Origin of the sequence: Paenibacillus tyrphae, assembly GCF_024158745.1 — a bacterium.
Lineage (GTDB): Bacteria > Bacillota > Bacilli > Paenibacillales > NBRC-103111 > Paenibacillus_G > Paenibacillus_G tyrfis_A.
On the sequence record NZ_JAMZAW010000024.1, the window covers coordinates 110916 to 129505 of the forward strand.

Consider the following 18590-nt stretch of genomic DNA (forward strand, 5'->3'; position numbering starts at 1 on the left):
GTGAGCTTTTCTCTGAGCAACAACGAAAGCGAACGGACCGAAAGCTCGTCGGAAAGCCCGGTGAGCTCCAACCCTTTACGAGAGCTGCTGGGCTGGATGAAGTGGTTCGCATTCGCGTTGGCCTTGGTCGTGCTCATGCATCAATTCGTGTTTCATTTGTCCACAGTCAAAGGGGAATCTATGCAGCCTACGCTGGAAGAGGGCGAATGGCTGTTTATTAATAAAACGATCCGTTACGCCGGAACGCCGCCCAAGCGCGGAGACGTCGTGGTCATTCAGGAGCCGCCGGGAAGCGAATCCATGCATCCTTTTTTGGTGAAGCGGGTGGTAGCGGTGGCTGGGGACGAGGTCCATATCCGGGGCGGCAAGCTTTACGTCAACGGCAGCGAGGTGCAGGAAGCGTACACGGATTCCGGTATCGAGGACGGGCGCTTCGAGCCTTATACGGTTGCCGAAGGCCATCTGTTCGTCATGGGGGACAACCGACACCGGTATGCCAGCTACGATAGCCGCACCTTCGGCGCCATTCCCGTAACCCGGGTCATCGGACGGGCGGAATGGATCGTATGGCCGCCGCAAAAGTGGAGGAGCCTGTAATGGAAAAAGATGACAGCAGGGCGGGAACAGAGCAGCAGAGCGAACGTTTTGCGGCGGCGGAGGAGCTGCAGCCAGCGGACTGGAGCCGGCTCAAGCAGCAGCTGCTAGCGGATGCGGAGCAGCTTGGCATTGATAAGATTGGCTTTGCGAGCGCCGACCCGTTCGTTGAATTGAAGGATATTTTGATCCGGCACCGCGAGAAAGGGTTCGAATCCGGCTTCGAGGAGCCGGATATCGAGAAGCGTGTGGACCCGGGCCTGACGCTTGCGGAGCCCCGGTCCATAATTTCGATCGCGGTGGCGTATCCGTCGAAGCTGAGAAATGCGCCGCGGTCCGAGCCGGGCGCGTATCGGGGCATTTTGTCCCGCTCCGCTTGGGGGCAGGACTACCATCATGTGCTGCGCAACCGGCTTGCAAGGCTGGAAGCCTGGATTCGCGAACGGGTTCCCGGAGCGCGCACGGCAAGTCTGGTCGATACCGGGGCGCTTGTCGACCGGGCGGTGGCCGAGCGGGCCGGGATCGGCTGGGTCGGCAAAAATTGCTCCGTGATTACCCCGGAATGGGGGTCATGGGTTTACCTCGGCGAACTGATCACGAACGTGCCGTTTCCGCCGGATACGCCCGTGACCGAGAGCTGCGGCGATTGCACGCTTTGCATCGATGCCTGTCCGACCGGAGCGCTCGTCGGCCCCGGGCAGCTTAACGCGCAGCGCTGCGTTTCGTTCCTCACGCAGACAAAAGGGTTCATCGAGGACGACGAGCTGAAGCGCAAGATCGGTAACCGGCTGTACGGCTGCGATACGTGCCAGATCGTCTGTCCCAAAAATAAAGGCATTCACGCCGGACATCATCCGGAGCTGCAGCCGGACCCCGAGATCGTCAAGCCGCTGCTGCTGCCGCTGCTCTCCATGTCGAACCGCGAGTTCAAAGAGCGGTTCGGCCACAGCGCCGCCGCTTGGCGCGGGCGCAAGCCTATCCAACGCAACGCGATTCTTGCGCTGGGCAACTTCCGGGACGCAAGCAGCGTGCCGCAGCTCTCGGAGCTGCTGCGGAAGGACGAGCGCCCCGAGATTCGCGGCACGGCCGCCTGGGCGCTTGGCCGCATCGGAGGCGAGGCTGCGCGCGAGGCGCTGGACGCCGCTTGGGAGACGGAGCGGGACGAGGCCGCCCGCCGGGAGATCGGCAAAGCGCGCGCGCAATTTACGGGAGAGCGACAGGGGGATGAGCAGGATGGCGATCCGATACGATGAAATCGATTCACCGATCGGCATATTGACGCTCGGCTGGAATGCCGGGCCGCAAGGCGGCTTGTGTCAGATCGAATTCGGCGCGTTCGCCGATGTCGAATCGAAGCTTCGCGCTTGGTCCGAGCAGCGGTTCGGCACGGGCGACTGGATAAGGGACCCCGGGACGCTATCCGAGGCGGTGGAGCAGCTGCAGGCTTATTTTGCTGGTACGAGACGAACGTTCGACCTGCCTCTGGATTTGCGCGGCACGCCGTTTCAAATTCAAGTATGGAAGGCGTTGACCGATATCCCGTTCGGCGAAGTCTGGTCGTATAAAGACGTTGCGGTGCGGATCGGTTCGCCTAAAGCGGTACGCGCCGTAGGGGGAGCGAACAACCGTAATCCGATCCCGATTATCGTGCCCTGTCACCGCGTGATCGGCGCAAGCGGCGCGATGGTCGGCTACGGCGGCGGACTGCATATAAAGACGTTTTTGCTTCAGCATGAAGGCTTTTCGGGGAAAGGGGCCCTAGCGTGAGATACGTGCATATCGAGAACGTCGAGTCCGGGCAATATTTGGGACGGACGATTTTTTCCGCGAACGGGGCGGTGCTGCTATCCGAAGGGGTGCAGCTAACCGTATTTATGATCACGACGCTGAAGCGGATCGGCGTGACGATGATTTATATTAAAGACCAGCAGTTTGACGATATCGAGCTGGCCGACCTCGTCTCGGAGGAGACGAAGCGGGCCGTGATGCAGCGGATGGGAGAGACGTTCGATTCGATCCGGTCCGGGAAAGATTTCAACACGAAGCATATCGGGGTAAGCATCGATACGCTGCTGGACGAAATTATGAGAAACAAAGAAGTGCTGGTGCAGCTGTCGGATATCCGGACGCACGACAACGAAATGTATGTGCATTCGATCAACGTTTGTATGATGTCGACGCTAATCGGCATCAACATGGGGCTGTCGACGACGCAATTGAAGGAGCTGGCTATCGGCGCGCTGCTGCACGATGTCGGCAAGCTTGAGCTCGTGACGGACGATGAAAGCGGCGATCCGAGAAAGCATCATACGTGGCGCGGCTTTGAAGTATTGAAGCATAAGCGGGAGCTCAGCTTGCTGATTGCGCACGTCGCTTTTCAACATCACGAGACGATGGACGGACAAGGCGTGCCGCGTCAGCTGCCGGGCGACGAAATTCATCTGTATGCGCGCATCGTTGCCGTGACGGACACGTATGACAACCTGTTGTTTGATTTGTCCGAAGGCCGGCGGATGCTGCCGCACGATGCGTGCGAGCGCATGATGGTGCTGGCGGGCGAGAAGCTGGACCGGGAGATCGTGATCCAGTTTTTGCGTACGGTGTCGGTTTATCCGACAGGCACGTCGGTCAAGCTGTCCACCCGGGAAACCGGCGTCGTGGTCGGTCAGCACCGGGGGCTGCCGGGCCGGCCCGTCATCCGTGTGGTCAAGGGCGGCGGAGACGACATGGAGGTTAAGGAAGTCGATTTGGCCAAACAGACGACCGTGTTTATCGAGAGTGTCTTGATGTAGCGTAAAAATGGTGTTTGTAACCGAGGCTTTGACATGCTATGATGAAGAAATGACATCCATCGTTTGAGGTGAAGGTACGATTATGTGGGGTTACGTCATTACCGCGGTTATTGCCCTCATTGCCGGAGGTGCGGCCGGATTTTTTATCGGCGTGCAGTACTTGCGCAAGCAGATTGAAAAAATGCAGAGCAATCCGGACATGCTGCAGCAGATGGCCAAGCAAATGGGGTACAACTTGAACAAGCAGCAGATGCAAAAAATGCAAACCATGATGAAGAAACAAAAGTTTCGTCCGTAAGCCCGAAAAGCCTGGTTGCGGGCTTTTCTTTCTATATTGGAACGGAAACTCCGGACGAATTCAGGAGGAGGATAACCCATGCCGGCCAAAGAATACAAAAACAGCCGTGTTGCCGATAATCGGGAACAAGTCGAATATCATATCCGGGAGATTTTGCACCTGATCGGCGAAGATCCGGACCGGGAAGGTTTGCTTGACACACCCGCGCGGGTTACCCGCATGTATGAAGAAATTTTTGCAGGCTATGACGCAGATGTGAAGGATATATTAGGCGTTGCCTTCGACGAGAAGCACGAGGAGCTCGTCATTGTGAAGGATATCGTCTACTACAGCCAGTGCGAGCATCATATGGCGCCGTTCTTCGGCAAAATCCATATCGGATACATTCCGAGCGGCAAAATTGCCGGGCTGAGCAAGTTCGCCCGTTTGGTTGAAGCGGTCACCCGCCGCCTCCAAGTGCAGGAGCGGATTACGTCGGAAATCGCCGACATTATCGAGTCGGAGCTTGAGCCGCACGGCTGCATGGTCGTCGTCGAGGGCGAGCATTTGTGCATGTGCGCACGCGGCGTCAAGAAGCCGGGCAGCAAAACCGTGACCTCCGCCGTTCGCGGACTGTTCCGTACGGATGCGCCCGCACGCTCGGAGTTTTTATCGCTTATCAAGGACTGAATTAGCGAAGAAGATGCAGGGGAACCTGCGTCTTTTTCTTTTTTCGGCGAGAGAAGAGCGGGGGACGAACCATTGACGAACGGTGGTGAGAGAAGTATACTTTACCATTGCTGGTACTGATAAAAATAATTGGGTACCAATTGGAATGATTGATTAACTTAAGGAAGAGGGATCGTCTGTGCGCGAACGTTTGCTTCAAGCCGCCATGGAGCTGATGAAGCGGAAGGGGCTGAAATTTACGATATCGGATTTGGCCGCCGAGTTGGGCACCAGCAAGCGTACGATTTACGAGCACTTCGAATCCAAAGAGCATATCGTCGGCACGCTCGTCGATGAGGCGGTTTCGGAAGTAAAGCGAATCGAGCAAGGCATTTACCGGGACGAAGGCTTGTCCTGCGCCAAGAAGCTGAGCGCGATTTTGACGATTCTTCCCAAGGGGCTCCAGCTTGGGGACCATCGGCTGCTCTCGGACCTTAAGCGGTTCGCTCCGGACGAATGGTTGAAAGTCGACAGGCTGCTTCAGGAAGAGTGGGGAACCGTCAGGGCGATTATCGAGGAAGGCGTTGCGGCCGGACACTTTCGGCCCGTTCATGTGCCGACGATCATCCAACTGATGAAGGGAGCGTCCGTCTCCTTGTTTGACGCGGATTTTTTAATGAATACGGACTGCACGCTTGCGGGGGCGGTCCGAACGATGGCCGACGTTTTTGTGCAAGGATTGATTCCGGAAGGTCCGGGTCAGGAAATGGAGTAATAATATAAAAGGAATGATGTGCAGATGTATTGGTTATATTTAGGGGCTGCGATTGCCCTCGAAATCGCCGGAACGATTTCGATGAAATTTTCGCAAGGCTTTACGCGGCTGACCCCGTCGATTCTCATGGTCGTCTTTTACTTGCTGGCGTTTACCGCGCTCAATTTCTCGCTGAAGCAAATTGACGTGAGCGTGGCCTACGCGATATGGTCGGGTCTTGGAACGGCGGTCATTGCGGTGATCGGGTATTTGTATTTTAACGAATCCATGTCGCTGTTAAAAGCCGGTTCTATCGTTCTGATCATCCTCGGCGTCATCGGACTGAACTTGGGCGGAGGGGCTCACGGAAGCTCGGCCGGTGCTCCATCGGAAAGCGCCCCTGCGTCAAAGCAGCAGGCACAGGATTAAATAGCCATAGGAAAAGGGGGATAAAAATGCGGCTTAAGGCGCTAAGAGTGTTATTTTGGATCACAGACATCGGATTTTTGTTGTATTGGGGAATTACCGCCCTGAAGCTTATTCCTCCGGAATGGCTGTATAACGACTACACCAACCCGATTCTGGTGGCATGGAACTGGTCGTTTATGCCCATTGACCTGTTCATCTCGCTCACCGGTCTGTATAGCCTGTATCTGCATGGAAAAGGCCGGAGCGCGTGGGTCGGCTGGTCGCTGATCTCGCTTGTTTTAACATTCAGCTCCGGACTGCTGGCCATTTCGTTCTGGGCCGTTCGCGGCGAATTCGATCCGGCATGGTGGACCCCGAATGTCTATTTGATGCTGTATCCGCTGTTCTTCATTCCCTGGCTCGTTTCGATGCTGGGTTCCGGCAACCAGAACCGCGCCACTTCCGCCTTGGGATAAGCCCTTCGACAAGGAATACCCCTACATGAATGCAGTAATCCCCGGACCGACGCGGTTCGCAGTGTGTTGCCTTTGGCTTCGCATGCGGACCGGATTTCTGTCAGCCGGGGATTCGTTATGTTTAATAAGGCAGCCACATCAATTGGCGGGCAGCCGCAAATCGTTCGTTCACATGGTCCCAATTCACCGTGTTCCACCAAGCTTCAATGTATTTGGCCCGTTCGTTCTTGTATTTGAGGTAATACGCGTGCTCCCATACATCCAGCACGAGCAGCGGGATGACGTCCCATTGCGACAAGTTTTGATGCTTCTCCGCCTGCAAAATTTCCAGCCGGTGGCTGCGCGGGCTCCAGACCAGAATGGCCCAGCCGCCGCCTTCCACTTTCTCCGCCGCTGCGCTGAATTGCTTGCGAAACCCTTCGTAAGAGCCGAACGACTTTTTAATCTCCGCCGCGATCGGCCCCGTGGCTTTTCCGCCACCGCCCGGCTTCATCACATTCCAGAAAATCGTATGGAGGTAGTGTCCCGCTCCGTTGAACGCCGCTTCCCTTTCCCAATGCTTGACCAGCGAAAAGTCGCCCGTTTCCCTTGCGCGCGCAAGCATGTTCTCGGCTTTGTTCAGCCCGTCGACATAGCTTTTGTGGTGCTTGTCATGATGCAGTCGCATCGTTTCCGCATCGATATACGGCTCCAGCGCATTGTAGGCATAGGGCAGAGGCGGCAGCTTGTGGCCTCCGATCGGTACGGGCCTCGAATAGGGGGCCTGAGGCCGTTCTCCCGCCCACGTGCCTTCCTGCGTCGCCGTTAGCTGGTTTAGGTCGATGGGAGGCGGCTCGCTTTCGCTGCGCCATAAGTGGATGTGCGCTTGCTCCTCGTCCGGAGCACGGTGCACCGTGGCCGTATCGGCTGCATCGGCTGCATCCTCGGCGCGAAACTCTTCGTATTCTTCTGACGTACTTTGGACCGCGTGCAGAACGCCGAGGAAATATTCGGATTCGCGTATGATGTGCAAGAACACGGTTTGGACGACCGGATTTGCCCGAACCGGACGGCTTCGTTCCAGAATGAAAAACAAATGCCGGATGAATTCCTTCGATTGGGCAATGGACGCATAGAGGAGCTCGTTAACTTTGTCGACGATATACGGACTGACCGGGGGCTTGGCCCGCAGCACGGCTTCGATCCATTGCTGGCTGGCGGCTTCCGTCTGCGCAAGCACGCCTTCCCATTGCTGCAGCAGAGCGGCATACTCCGGTTCGAGCTTCGGCACCAGTTCGCGGATGACGACCGTATGTTCTCTCTCTTGCATCTTCCAGAACCGAATTTCCTCCAGAACCCTAAGCGGCATCAGGGAACCGTAAACGTACAGCATACGCAAAAACCTCCCCGTCGTTCTGCTTGATCCGGCTTTCGCGGCCGGAGGCTACAGGAACATTGTATTCAGGGAGGTGTACAGCTATGTTTGATTTATCTAACGGGCTTTATTATATTTCTGCGGTTGTGCCGGAGCGGAGGACAACGTACGGAGGAACCCGGTCGTCATCTGCAGATAGCTTTTGCTGTGAGCGCGGTAGATCAGCTCGTGCCCGTCGTTCTCCAGCAGCCACAGCGAGGAGCCGGAGTCCGCTTTTTGCTTCTGGAAGATGCCTTCCGCCATTTCGTACGGGGCCCGCAAATCTTTCTTGCCATGGATGAAGAAGATCGGCATCGAATACTGCGTCTCTTTCATTTTGTCGTAAGGCACTTGGTTCAAGCTGACGCCATTGATCAGCGGGAAGAACATGTGCACAAGGCTTTGAGAAAACTTCGGCAAATTCGCCGCTTGCTTCATGTTATGGTACAGGGTGTCCGGTTCGAGCACGAAGGTGCTGTCGAGAATCATCCCGTCGATGTCTTTTGTTTGCAGCGCGGCCTGCAGAGCCGTACCGGCTCCCATCGAGAAGCCCCAGACGAACACTTTTTCGGCTCCCCGGTCCTTCGCGTACTGCACGGCGCCCAACAGCTCTTGCGATTCGCGCAAACCGCCTGTCACGTTCCACTGAGGCTGGACGTAGCCGTAATCGAACATCAGCACGTTGTAGCCCATATCGTGGGCTGCTTTAGCCAAGTCGTAGATGGGCACCCAGATTTCTTCGCGGTTCCCGCCGTAGCCGTGCGAGAACACAATCGTTTGCCGGGCAGCTGCCGTTCCTGCGCTCGACGGTATGTACCAGCCGGACAGGTTGGAGGAGGCATTCAGACTGGGAAACTGCACGTCCTCGTAAGCGGCGCCGAAGGCGGCGGCAGGATTCGAACGCAGCGGATCGATATGCGGCCGGACCAGCGTCCAGGCAATATAAGCGTGGAAGGCCATCGCTAAGCTGAACAGCAGAAGCAGAACGGACAGCAGAGCAAGAAGCAGACCCCGATGCCTTCTGAGGAAGGTCATTCGTTTGATAGCGCTTTCAACCGTAGTGGTGTTTAAAGGTACGGGTGAATAAGAATTGGTTTCCATGCCGGATCCCTCCCATTAAAACTAAGATGACTGCCTGTAGCGGATGACGTCGGATACGGCCCAGATAACGATTTGAAAACGCGAGCTTTTATCCGAACGATCGGAGGGAAAAACTTGCGATATACATTTGCGGTCAGATCCGAAAATTCAAGGCTTGTAAGATCCTTATATTTTTATAGTATAGGGAGAATGGCCGGGCGTCAATATTGCGCGAAAAATGTAAACTTTCTGTAATCTCCCTGTAACATCTGTTGTTACAACTACTGGAAAAACAATATTTTATTGAAGAAGAAACGACCATCATATAGGAAAACGCGTGTAAATCGGCTATAATAGATTTCAACCAGTGAAACGGATTTTCGGGGAGTGGGAATATGGTCGAAGATGGCAAACTAACCGTTCGTGCTGTCGAACGGGCTCTGGATATATTGCTTTGCTTTACGGAAGCGGAAGATTTGAACTTAACGGAAATTTCCGCAAGGGTCGGGCTGCACAAAAGCACGGTCCATCGGCTGCTGGCCTCGCTGGAAGGCAAAGGCTTCATCATCCGTGATCCGGCCTCGGAGCGGTATCGTCTCGGCTTTCGGATTTGGGAGCTGAGCGCCAATTTGACACACAGCGACGACCCGGCGCTGATCGTGCTGCCGGAGATGGAGCGGCTGCGCGACCAAGTCGGCGAGACCGTCAGCTTGTACGTGCGCGACGGCATGGAGCGCGTCCGCGTGCAGGCGGTTCAGAGCAACCAGGCGATCCGCCGGGTCGCTCCGATCGGGGCGAGACTGCCGCTGTCCGTCGGCGCGTCGAGCAAGATCCTCGTCGCCTTCGCCGATTCGGACGAGCAGCAGCTGCTGCTGCGTGATCCGTCCTGGCCGACGGCGGTATCCCCAGCTGCTTATTTGCAGCAGCTGGAGGAAGTGAAGACGCTGGGCTACGCCACCAGCGTCGAGGAGCGCGAACCCGGCGCCGCGGCGGTTGCGGCGCCGATCTTCGGCCGCGCCCAGCGGCTGGTTGCCGCTCTCGCGGTGTCGGGGCCGGCCAACCGGCTGACGCTCAAGAAGATGAAGGAGCATGCGCCTGCCTTGATGGAGGCCGCCCGCCGAATGGGCAAGATGCTGAAGTAATCGACGGAGCTGCTTCATATTGCAAAAAAAGAAGCCCCAAGGCCTCGCGAGGAGGATTGGGGCTTCTTTGTATATGGAAGGCTTCGTCTTACGCCATGATTTGACGCAGGACGGTTTGCAGAATACCGCCGTTGCGGTAGTAATCGACATCCACATAGCTGTCCAGACGGACGATGGCTTCGAAGCTGAAGCTCGAGCCGTCTTCGCGCGTGACGTTGACGGATACTTTTTGACCCGGCTGCACGTCGTTGCTCAGACCCGTAATGTCGAACGTTTCTCTGCCGGTCAAGCCGAGCGATGTCCAGCTTTGACCTTCCGAGAATTGCAGCGGAAGCACGCCCATACCGACGAGGTTGGAACGGTGAATCCGCTCGAAGCTTTCCGCGATGACGGCTTTCACGCCAAGCAGGAACGTTCCTTTTGCCGCCCAGTCGCGGGAGCTGCCTGTGCCGTATTCTTTACCGGCAATAACGACGAGGTTCGTGCCTTGCTCTTGATACTTCATCGAAGCATCATAGATGGACATAACTTCGCCGGTCGGCAGGTAAGTCGTTACGCCGCCCTCGGTGCCCGGTGCCACTTGGTTACGGATACGGATGTTCGCAAACGTACCGCGCATCATGACGTCGTGGTTACCGCGGCGGGAACCGTAGGAGTTGAAGTCTTCTTTCTTCACGCCATGCTCGATCAAGTATTTGCCGGCAGGGCTATCGACTTTGATGTTACCCGCAGGCGAGATATGGTCCGTCGTGACGGAATCGCCGAGCAGCGCAAGCGTCTTGGCTCCGCGGATATCCGCGATGTCCGACAGTCCGGCGCCCAGGTTCTCGAAGAACGGCGGGTTCGCGATATACGTGGAAGTTGGCCATTCGTACAGCTCGCCTTCCGGAACTTGGATCGCGTTGAAGCGCTCGTTGGAGCGGAATACGTTAGCGTATTTTTCACGGTACAGCGCAGGGCTCATTGCGGATTGGATCGCTTCTTGAATCTCCTGCGATGTCGGCCAGATGTCTTTCAGGTAAACCGGCTCGTTCTTTTGGTTGTAGCCGATCGGATCGTTCGCCAGGTCGATGTTGACCGTACCGGCCAAAGCGTAAGCAACGACCAGCGGCGGAGAAGCCAGGTAGTTGGCTTTTACTTGAGCATGAACGCGGCCTTCGAAGTTCCGGTTGCCGGACAGTACGGCAGCTACGGTCATATCGTTGTCGGCAATCGCTTTGCTGACTTCGTCCGGCAGCGGACCGGAGTTACCGATACACGTTGCGCAGCCGTAGCCGGCGACGTGGAAGCCGAGCGCTTCGAGCGATTCGAGCAAACCGGCTTTTTTCAGGTAGTCGGTAACGACCAGGGAGCCCGGCGTCAAGCTGCTTTTCACGTAGCCCGGTTTTCTGAGGCCGAGAGCTACCGCTTTTTTCGCAACGAGACCGGCGCCCAGCATAACGCTTGGGTTAGACGTATTGGTACAGGAAGTGATCGCTGCGATAACGACGGCGCCTGTGCCCATTTTGCTCGTTTCGTTGTTCGGATGCTTCACTTCGACCGTTTCCGCGATTTTCTCGTCGGACAAGCCGTAGCCGCCTTTTTCGATCGGAGTGCGGATGATGCTGTTGAACGATTCCTTCATGTTCGTCAGCTCAACGCGGTCTTGCGGACGCTTCGGACCGGCCAAGCTCGGAACAACCGAACCGAGATCAAGCTCCAGCGTATCGCTGAACACCGGATCCGGCGTTGCATCGGTGCGGAACATGCCTTGCTCTTTATAGTAAGCTTCGACAAGCGCGATTTGCTCTTCGCTGCGGCCCGTGCCTCTCATGTAGTTCAAGGACTCGGAGTCAACCGGGAAGAAACCGATCGTTGCGCCGTATTCCGGAGCCATGTTCGCTACCGTCGCACGGTCTGCCAAGCTGATGTTGCTCAGGCCTGGGCCGTAGAATTCGACGAACTTGCCGACAACGCCTTTTTTACGCAGCATTTGGGTTACGGTGAGTGCGAGGTCGGTTGCAGTAGCGCCTTCCGCCAGCGTACCGGTCAGCTTGAAGCCGATAACTTCCGGCGTTACGAAGTACAGCGGTTGGCCCAGCATGCCTGCTTCGGCCTCGATACCGCCGACGCCCCAGCCAACGATACCCAGACCGTTGATCATGGTCGTATGGGAGTCCGTACCGACGAGGGAATCCGGATAAACGTCCGTTTCGCCGTCAACGGTTTTCGTTGCTGCGACGGATGCGAGATACTCAAGGTTAACTTGGTGAACGATACCGGTATCCGGCGGCACGGCGCGGAAGTTGTCAAACGCCGTTTGCGCCCAGCGCAGGAAGCGGTAGCGCTCCTCATTGCGTTCGAATTCGATGCGTTCGTTATATTCGAGTGCGTCCGGGGAACCGAAGGCATCAACCATAACCGAGTGGTCGATAACGAGGTCGACCGGAACAAGCGGGTTGATCCGTTTCGGGTCGCCGCCCGCCCGTTTCATCGTATCTCTCATGGCTGCCAGGTCGACGACGACCGGTACGCCGGTGAAGTCCTGCAGCACGATCCGTGCCGGAATGAACGGAATTTCTTTGTTGGCGTCGCGTTCGGAAGCCCAGCCGGCGATTTGTTTCACGTGCTCTGCCGTGATCGCCTTGCCGTCGAATTGACGGATCGCCGCTTCAAGCAGAACTTTAATGGAGAAAGGCAGATTTTGCACATGGCCGTTGCCTTGCGCTTCAAACGCCTGCAGGCTGTAGTAGTTGTACGATTGACCGCCAACGTTCAGCTGCTTGCGGACCGAGAATTGGTCTTTTTTAGACATGGTGCTATTCCTCCTTAGACAAGTAATCAGCTGCATGGATCTTGTTTCATCGTATGAAACTTGATTTCATTATTAGCCATAGCTATAGTATACATGCTGAAAGGCCGTTTCGTAAAGGTTGATTTCGCTCATTTTTATACGGCGGCGCGCATACCATGGGAATGAATGTTTTCTGCTCTATTGAAATAAATCGATCTTAGCCGTACAGGCTTCCGATGAAAGGGGACCGATGCCGTGTCTTGGAAAACGACCCTCTACGATTATGTACATCATCGCAATCAAATGGACATCGATTATTCCGTGGAACCGATGCTGCCCTTTGTGGAGGATGCCGCCTATTTGCGTGCGCAGACCGGGAGGCTTGCCCGGCGGGCGGACACCGACCGCCAGCGGCAATTCATACCGACCAAAAGCGAAACCCGGCTCACCGTCGATCAAGTGGCGGAACGCGGAGACGGCATCGTAGCCGACATAACCCTCAGACGGACGACCGTCGGCGAGATTCGACAGGCCCTCCAAGAAGAGCAGCGGATCGAGCAGGAACGGATCACCCTTTCCCCGGCGTCGGACGGCTGGTCCGTTGTGCATATCGAATATCTTCAGACGGAGCAGGCTATACGTCTAAAACCTCCGGTAGCGGGCGGGATCATGCAGGCGGAAGATTCGTTTGCCGCCGTCGGGTTAATGCGTGCCCCTTCCGTACCGTATTTGAATACTCAAATCATTTCGCATTTCCAGCAAGCCGCCACCCGCACCCCTTACAACCGGCTCGAAGCGGTGCGTTATGCCGACCAGTGGTGGGACAGAACCAATCCGGCCTATCTTGCTTTTGAGGTCAACTGCAGCAATTACGTGTCCCAATGCATCTTTGCAGGCGGAGCGCCTATGAACTATACTGGTAAAAGGGATTCGGGCTGGTGGTACAAAGGCCGGGTCGGCGGTCAGGAGCACTGGAGCTTCAGTTGGGCCGTAGCCGAAAGTCTGCAGTTTTATTTGCTGACGAGCCGCAGAGGGCTGCGGGCCCAAGAAGTGGCGACTCCGCAGCAGCTCGATTTGGGCGATATCATAAGCTACGACTGGGACGGCGACGGCCGGTATCAGCATACGACCATTGTTACCGCCAAGGACCCAAGCGGCATGCCGCTTGTCAATGCTCAGACGATCAACAGCAAGCATCGGTACTGGAGCTATACGGATTCCCCGGCTTGGACGAAGCGAACGCGCTACCGTTTCCTGCAATTATCCGATTCCTTTTAATCCTTCCGAATTTAGCAGTGCCGTAGCTTAGGCTTCGCTTTTCTGCCATCGGCCATGCACGGAGCCCGCTTTTTCATGATTTTAGACGGCTTGGATCAACATACTTCCGGAGGTTTCTATGAGCGACAAAATACGTGTAGGCTTGATTTACGGCGGCAAATCCGGGGAGCATGAAGTTTCGCTCCAAACGGCACTGGCTGTCATCAAAGCATTCGACTTGAACAAGTACGAGGTGCAGCCGTTTTACATAACCAAGCAAGGGGACTGGCATTCGGGACCGCAGCTTACGGCGCCGGCCGAATCGGTCGAAGCGCTTGCGTTCGATGGCTCGTTCGAATCTTCGGGAGAGTTTGCCCTTCAGCCGTTTTTTGCCGCCCGGCCGGCTTCCGCCGACGCGCCGATCAAGGTGTCGGGCGCTTCTGCGCCGTCTGCCCCGCTGGATGTCGTATTCCCGTTGCTGCACGGCACGTTCGGCGAAGACGGCACCATTCAGGGGCTGCTTGAAATGGCGAATATCGCCTACGTTGGCGCCGGGGTGCTGGCTTCGTCCGTAGGCATGGACAAAATCAGCATGAAAAAAATGTTCGCCCAGGAAGGCCTGCCTCAATGTATTTTCCGCCACTTCACGCGAAGCCAGTGGGAAAAAGACAACAGCTATTTCCTGATGGAAATTGAAATCTCGATCGGGTATCCCTGCTTCGTCAAGCCGGCCAATCTCGGATCGAGCGTCGGCGTAAGCAAAGCGCGCAACCGCGAAGAGCTGCTTGCCGCCGTCAATCAAGCGTTTCGTTACGACCGCAAGGTCATTGTCGAAGAGTTCGTGAATGCCCGCGAGGTGGAAGTGGCGGTACTTGGCAATGACGAGCCGCAAGCTTCCGTCGTCGGTGAGATCGTATCTTCCAGCGAGTTTTACGATTACAAGGCCAAATATGTCGACGGCACCTCGTCCATGATCATTCCTGCGGAAATTCCGCAAGAGACGGCGGAAGAAATCAGGGAGCTCGCTCTTCGGGCTTTCACAGCTATCGACGGTTCGGGCTTGTCCCGCGTCGATTTCTTCCTGAGGAAAGAAGACAACAGAATCTTCATTAATGAAATAAACACTATGCCGGGCTTCACTCCTCATAGTATGTATCCGCTGCTGTGGCGCGAGAGCGGGAAGCCCTACGGCGAGCTGATCGACTACTTGATTCGTCTTGCGCTAGAGCGTCACGCCGAGAAGCAGCGCTTGGAGTATACCTTGGACTAACGTTAGCATAGATCAAACCGCCGGACTTGCTTTTGTCTTCCTAGGTTCGATATGCTTAAGCTAAAAGACGGCTGAAAGGAGCGAATTCATGGGATTTCAAACCGAGTTCAATTCTGTATGCAAGTTCAAATCCGAGCAAGAGCTGTTCGAGCTGCTGGAGTACGGCCGCGGCAAAATGATGAAGAGCGGCTTCCGCGTGTTTCCTACCGGACAGAAAGTCATCGCCTATACGCCGGATAACCAAGCCATTGCCATCGTCAAAATTTTGGCCTCTATCGCCGAAATTAATTTTCAGGGCGAAGAAGTGACGCAGGTCGAGATGGAGCTGGTTCGCAAGCTGAACGAAGAGGAAGCGCGCATCCAGACGTCATTGGCACACGAAATGTTTTTCGGAGAGCGGGCGTAGACTGCAGATTCGGCCGACCCTGCATAATATTATGGTGCATAAACCATCAAGGGCAGCATCCTTTTCCAGTCATGGAAGAGGGTGCTTTTTTCTTTCCGGGGACAAGCTATGGAGTAGTTAACTCTCGGGAGCGTGATTGTATCGTGATCGTTCGTCTTGGTTACGTAGCGATGTCCATGATTGTCCAGAATGCCTCGCCTTCCAAAACGATGACTTATACCAACTTCGCCAAGCTTGACGACCGGGATGCGGCGCTGCGCAAGCTGGAACGGCTTGCCGCCGAGAACCTTCACAACACGCTGCGGCTTCTAAAGCATAACCGGGCGCATGACATCGAGCTTTACCGCTGCTCCTCCAAGCTGATTCCCTTAGTCGGCCACGAGATGCTTAGCGATTGGGACCCGATGGAAGAGCTGGCGGAATCGTTTGCGGAAATTGGCAGTTATGCCCAGGAGCATCGGATGCGAATCAGCTTTCATCCCGATCATTTTACGGTATTAAGCACTCCGCGGGAGGAGGTGCTGCGGCATTCTTTCGCCGATCTAGATCGTCATGTCCGCATGCTGGAAGCGATGGGACTGGGCGCGTCGGCCAAATGCAACATTCATATCGGAGGTACGTACGGCAACAAAAAAACGGCAAGAGAACGGTTCATTCGCAATTTCGATGCTTTGGAGGAGCGGATTCGGGAGCGGATGACGCTGGAGAACGACGACAAGACGTTTACCGCCCTCGAAACCTTGGAGGTATGCGAGGAGGTCGGCGTTCCGATGGTGCTTGATATTCATCACGACCAAGTGAACCGGAGCGAAGAGGCGGCGGAAGAGTTGTGGCCGAGGATTCGGCAGACATGGCAGGGTCAGAAAGCGCAGGCGGATACCGCGACTCCTCCGCACGAATTGCCGCCCAAAATTCATGTCTCCAGTCCCAAAAGCGAAAAAGATCCCCGCGGCCATGCCGATTTCATCGATACCGGCATTCTCATGCCTTTTTTGCGTGCCATCGCCCCGACAACGCCGCGGCTCGATATCATGCTTGAAGCTAAGAAGAAAGATGAGGCGCTGTTTCATCTTATGGAAGCGATCGGTCGGGAAGAAGGGATTACGGTATTGTCCCAAGCCTCGTTTGAGCTGTAATTTCGGCATATCCGAACTCTTGAAATCTTTGTGGAAATAAAGTACCTTGAGAAGGGAGAAAGTTGTCCAAACCCTATTTTATGGATGAGAGGGGAACTGATGGATATGAACTTGGTTGCCGGCAAAAATATATTGGTCATGGGGGTCGCTAACGACCGCAGCATTGCCTGGGCGATTGCGCAATCTTTGGCGAGCCACGGTGCAAGACTTGTTTTTACATATGAAAGCGAACGGGTCGAGGAGCGGGTGCGGAAGCTGGCCGATACGATTCCGAACTCCGTCGTCCTGCCATGCAACGTTACTTCGGACGAAGATATCGAGAAGCTGGCCGGAGCCCTGAAAGAACAGTTTGGCGTCCTGCACGGCATTGTGCACAGCATCGCTTTTGCGCGCACGGAGGAGCTGGAAGGGCTGTTCGTCAATACGTCAAGAGACGGCTTTGCTTTAGCCCATGATATAAGCGCGTACTCCCTGGTGGCTGTGGCCCAGAAGCTTTATCCGCTTATGACCGAAGGCGGCAGCATTATGACCATGACTTACTTGGGCGCCGAACGGGCTATGAAAAACTATAACGTCATGGGGATCGCCAAGGCGGCCCTCGAAGCAAGTGTACGTTATTTGGCGAATGACCTCGGACAATATAACATCCGTGTGAACGCCATATCGGCAGGCCCGATCCGCACGCTCGCAGCCAAAGGCATCAAAGATTTCAACTCCATCCTGAAAACCGTCGAGGAAAAAGCGCCCCTGCGCCGCACGACCGAAACCGCTGAGGTTGGAGATACGGCTCTCTTCTTAATGAGCCATCTGTCCCGCGGGATTACGGGAGAAGTGATCTATGTCGACGGCGGTTACCATATTGTCGGCGTTTAATACTCCGGTTTATAACACAACCATCCGCCATATCGGCGGGTGGTTTTCTTGTATAAATTAGGTGTTTTGGAAAAATCAAGGTTTTGTCACATTTGATTGCCTATCTGGACGAAACTCCGTAGCATATTTTACGTATATTAACTATACTGATACTATTCGATCTGTTGCCATGTCACTAGGATTGAAAAATACTTCTATTCATTGGTATAGAAAAGGAATGATTAGTAATGACCAATTCCAACATCCCCTCCTTTGCTGTCGGCAGCAAAAGCTTTACCGCGGTCGCAATTAACATCGCTTCCAAAGCGGGAGAATGGATTCAAAGCAAACTCGGAGACTTCAACAAGCTGCAAACCAAATATTCGTCCCACGATCTTGTCACGGAAGTGGATAAGGGCGCTGAAACGATGATTCGCAATTTGATACAGACGCATTTTCCTCATCACGTTGTTTTGGGCGAGGAAGGAGTCGCTCCTGGTCCCGAAGCTTCCAAGCGAGCGCTGGAGCAGCTGAGAGACGCCGAATATTTGTGGATCGTCGATCCGCTGGATGGCACGACGAATTTCGTTCACGGCTTTCCCTTTTTCTCCATATCGTTGGCGCTTGCTCATAAAGGCGAGGTCATTGTCGGCGTTGTTTACAATCCCGTTCATAACGAATTGTATGTCGCCGAGAAAGGAAAAGGCGCTTATCTCAAAGGAAAGCGCATGCAAGTTTCTTCCGAAACGAAGCTTATCGACAGTCTGGTTGCCACCGGATTCCCTGCGGACCGGGCGGGCGCCCTGCCGGTGAACATGCGCGGCGTTCAAGCGTTGGCTCCTAAAGTAAGGAATCTTCGCGTGGCGGGATCTGCGGCTCTGCATATGGCCTATGTAGCTGCAGGGCGATTGAGCGGCTTTTGGGAAATCGGATTAAATTCTTGGGATATGGCTGCCGGAGCTCTGCTCATTTCCGAGTCGGGCGGCAAGGTTACAGATACGGAAGGCAAGCCGTACAGCTTGCATGTCCGCGATGTCCTGGCTACGAATGGTCATATTCACGACGAAATTCAGCAGGAGCTGTCGGCAGCTTCGGCCACCGGAATTTAAAGCGATATTTCTGACTTAAGATACAAACCAACGCTGGTTTGTATCTTTTTTATAAAGAGGGGTTGATTTTCGATTTGAGCCATGGTATATTAGTCTTCCGGCCGTGAGCTGGGGCATCGCAAACTGGTGCAAGGACAAGCTTTTGAAGAGTTTCGAAAAAAAACTTTAAAAAAAGTACTTGCATTACAGGTTGAAGATGTGG

Annotated in this window: 19 protein-coding genes; 16 read left to right on the top strand and 3 right to left on the bottom strand. The window is 55.1% G+C overall.

Annotated elements, in window-relative coordinates; translation table 11 throughout:
- From lepB to NI000_RS29075, 9 genes are all read left to right on the top strand, one after another.
- Positions 1-597, top strand: coding sequence for a signal peptidase I (gene lepB / locus NI000_RS29035; protein ID WP_253414839.1), 597 nt, complete (start codon positions 1-3; stop codon positions 595-597).
- Positions 597-1847 (top strand): tRNA epoxyqueuosine(34) reductase QueG, encoded by a 1251-nt coding sequence (gene queG, locus NI000_RS29040; RefSeq protein ID WP_253414840.1) that lies wholly within the window; start codon positions 597-599, stop codon positions 1845-1847. Before lepB ends, queG begins: the two co-directional genes overlap by 1 nt.
- Entirely contained in the window at positions 1828-2361 is a 534-nt protein-coding gene (locus NI000_RS29045) for a methylated-DNA--[protein]-cysteine S-methyltransferase (RefSeq protein ID WP_253414841.1), read from the top strand. Before queG ends, NI000_RS29045 begins: the two co-directional genes overlap by 20 nt.
- Positions 2358-3386 carry an HD-GYP domain-containing protein gene (locus NI000_RS29050; protein WP_253414842.1) on the top strand — a complete coding sequence of 343 codons (1029 nt, stop codon included), beginning with the start codon at positions 2358-2360 and terminating at the stop codon, positions 3384-3386. Before NI000_RS29045 ends, NI000_RS29050 begins: the two co-directional genes overlap by 4 nt.
- Before the next feature lie 82 nt (positions 3387-3468).
- Complete coding sequence (locus tag NI000_RS29055; RefSeq protein WP_010502086.1) at positions 3469-3684, top strand: YneF family protein; 216 nt, start codon at positions 3469-3471, stop codon at positions 3682-3684.
- A 78-nt stretch (positions 3685-3762) separates the two neighbouring features.
- Positions 3763-4353: a GTP cyclohydrolase I FolE gene (gene folE / locus NI000_RS29060; protein ID WP_253414843.1), complete on the top strand. Its 591-nt coding sequence runs from the start codon at positions 3763-3765 to the stop codon at positions 4351-4353.
- 178 nt (positions 4354-4531) lie between these two features.
- Positions 4532-5107 (top strand): TetR/AcrR family transcriptional regulator, encoded by a 576-nt coding sequence (locus tag NI000_RS29065; protein ID WP_253414844.1) that lies wholly within the window; start codon positions 4532-4534, stop codon positions 5105-5107.
- 24 nt (positions 5108-5131) lie between these two features.
- The gene (locus NI000_RS29070) at positions 5132-5515 is read left to right on the top strand and encodes a DMT family transporter (RefSeq protein WP_253414845.1); all 384 of its coding nucleotides are present in this window, start codon (positions 5132-5134) and stop codon (positions 5513-5515) included.
- 26 nt (positions 5516-5541) lie between these two features.
- Positions 5542-5970 (top strand): DUF5360 family protein, encoded by a 429-nt coding sequence (locus tag NI000_RS29075; RefSeq protein ID WP_253414846.1) that lies wholly within the window; start codon positions 5542-5544, stop codon positions 5968-5970.
- A 121-nt stretch (positions 5971-6091) separates the two neighbouring features.
- On the opposite strand, the gene NI000_RS29080 is transcribed toward NI000_RS29075, so the two are convergent.
- Together NI000_RS29080 and NI000_RS29085 are read right to left on the bottom strand one after the other, a co-directional pair.
- On the bottom strand, positions 6092-7342 hold the full coding sequence (locus NI000_RS29080) for a Fe-Mn family superoxide dismutase (RefSeq protein WP_253414847.1): 1251 nt from the start codon (positions 7340-7342) through the stop codon (positions 6092-6094).
- A 99-nt stretch (positions 7343-7441) separates the two neighbouring features.
- Positions 7442-8464: an alpha/beta hydrolase gene (locus NI000_RS29085; protein WP_253414848.1), complete on the bottom strand. Its 1023-nt coding sequence runs from the start codon at positions 8462-8464 to the stop codon at positions 7442-7444.
- Positions 8465-8838: 374 nt separating this feature from the next.
- On the opposite strand from NI000_RS29085, the gene NI000_RS29090 reads away from it, so the two are divergent.
- Positions 8839-9585, top strand: a complete 747-nt coding sequence (locus NI000_RS29090) for an IclR family transcriptional regulator (RefSeq protein ID WP_253414849.1) — start codon at positions 8839-8841, stop codon at positions 9583-9585.
- Positions 9586-9673: 88 nt separating this feature from the next.
- On the opposite strand, the gene acnA is transcribed toward NI000_RS29090, so the two are convergent.
- Positions 9674-12379 (bottom strand): aconitate hydratase AcnA, encoded by a 2706-nt coding sequence (gene acnA / locus NI000_RS29095; RefSeq protein WP_253414850.1) that lies wholly within the window; start codon positions 12377-12379, stop codon positions 9674-9676.
- A gap of 234 nt (positions 12380-12613) precedes the next feature.
- Between acnA and NI000_RS29100 the strand changes: the two genes are divergently transcribed.
- The 6 genes from NI000_RS29100 to NI000_RS29125 all read left to right on the top strand — a co-directional run bounded on the left by NI000_RS29100 (position 12614) and on the right by NI000_RS29125 (position 18388).
- Positions 12614-13636 carry an amidase domain-containing protein gene (locus NI000_RS29100; protein WP_253414851.1) on the top strand — a complete coding sequence of 341 codons (1023 nt, stop codon included), beginning with the start codon at positions 12614-12616 and terminating at the stop codon, positions 13634-13636.
- 118 nt (positions 13637-13754) lie between these two features.
- Positions 13755-14885, top strand: a complete 1131-nt coding sequence (locus NI000_RS29105) for a D-alanine--D-alanine ligase (RefSeq protein ID WP_253414852.1) — start codon at positions 13755-13757, stop codon at positions 14883-14885.
- 88 nt (positions 14886-14973) lie between these two features.
- Entirely contained in the window at positions 14974-15291 is a 318-nt protein-coding gene (locus NI000_RS29110; protein WP_253414853.1) for a hypothetical protein, read from the top strand.
- Between the two features lie 143 nt (positions 15292-15434).
- On the top strand, positions 15435-16427 hold the full coding sequence (uvsE, locus tag NI000_RS29115; protein WP_253414854.1) for a UV DNA damage repair endonuclease UvsE: 993 nt from the start codon (positions 15435-15437) through the stop codon (positions 16425-16427).
- A 105-nt stretch (positions 16428-16532) separates the two neighbouring features.
- Entirely contained in the window at positions 16533-17300 is a 768-nt protein-coding gene (fabI, locus tag NI000_RS29120; protein ID WP_063185635.1) for an enoyl-ACP reductase FabI, read from the top strand.
- A 227-nt stretch (positions 17301-17527) separates the two neighbouring features.
- Entirely contained in the window at positions 17528-18388 is an 861-nt protein-coding gene (locus NI000_RS29125) for an inositol monophosphatase family protein (protein ID WP_253414855.1), read from the top strand.
- Positions 18389-18590: the final 202 nt, after the last annotated feature.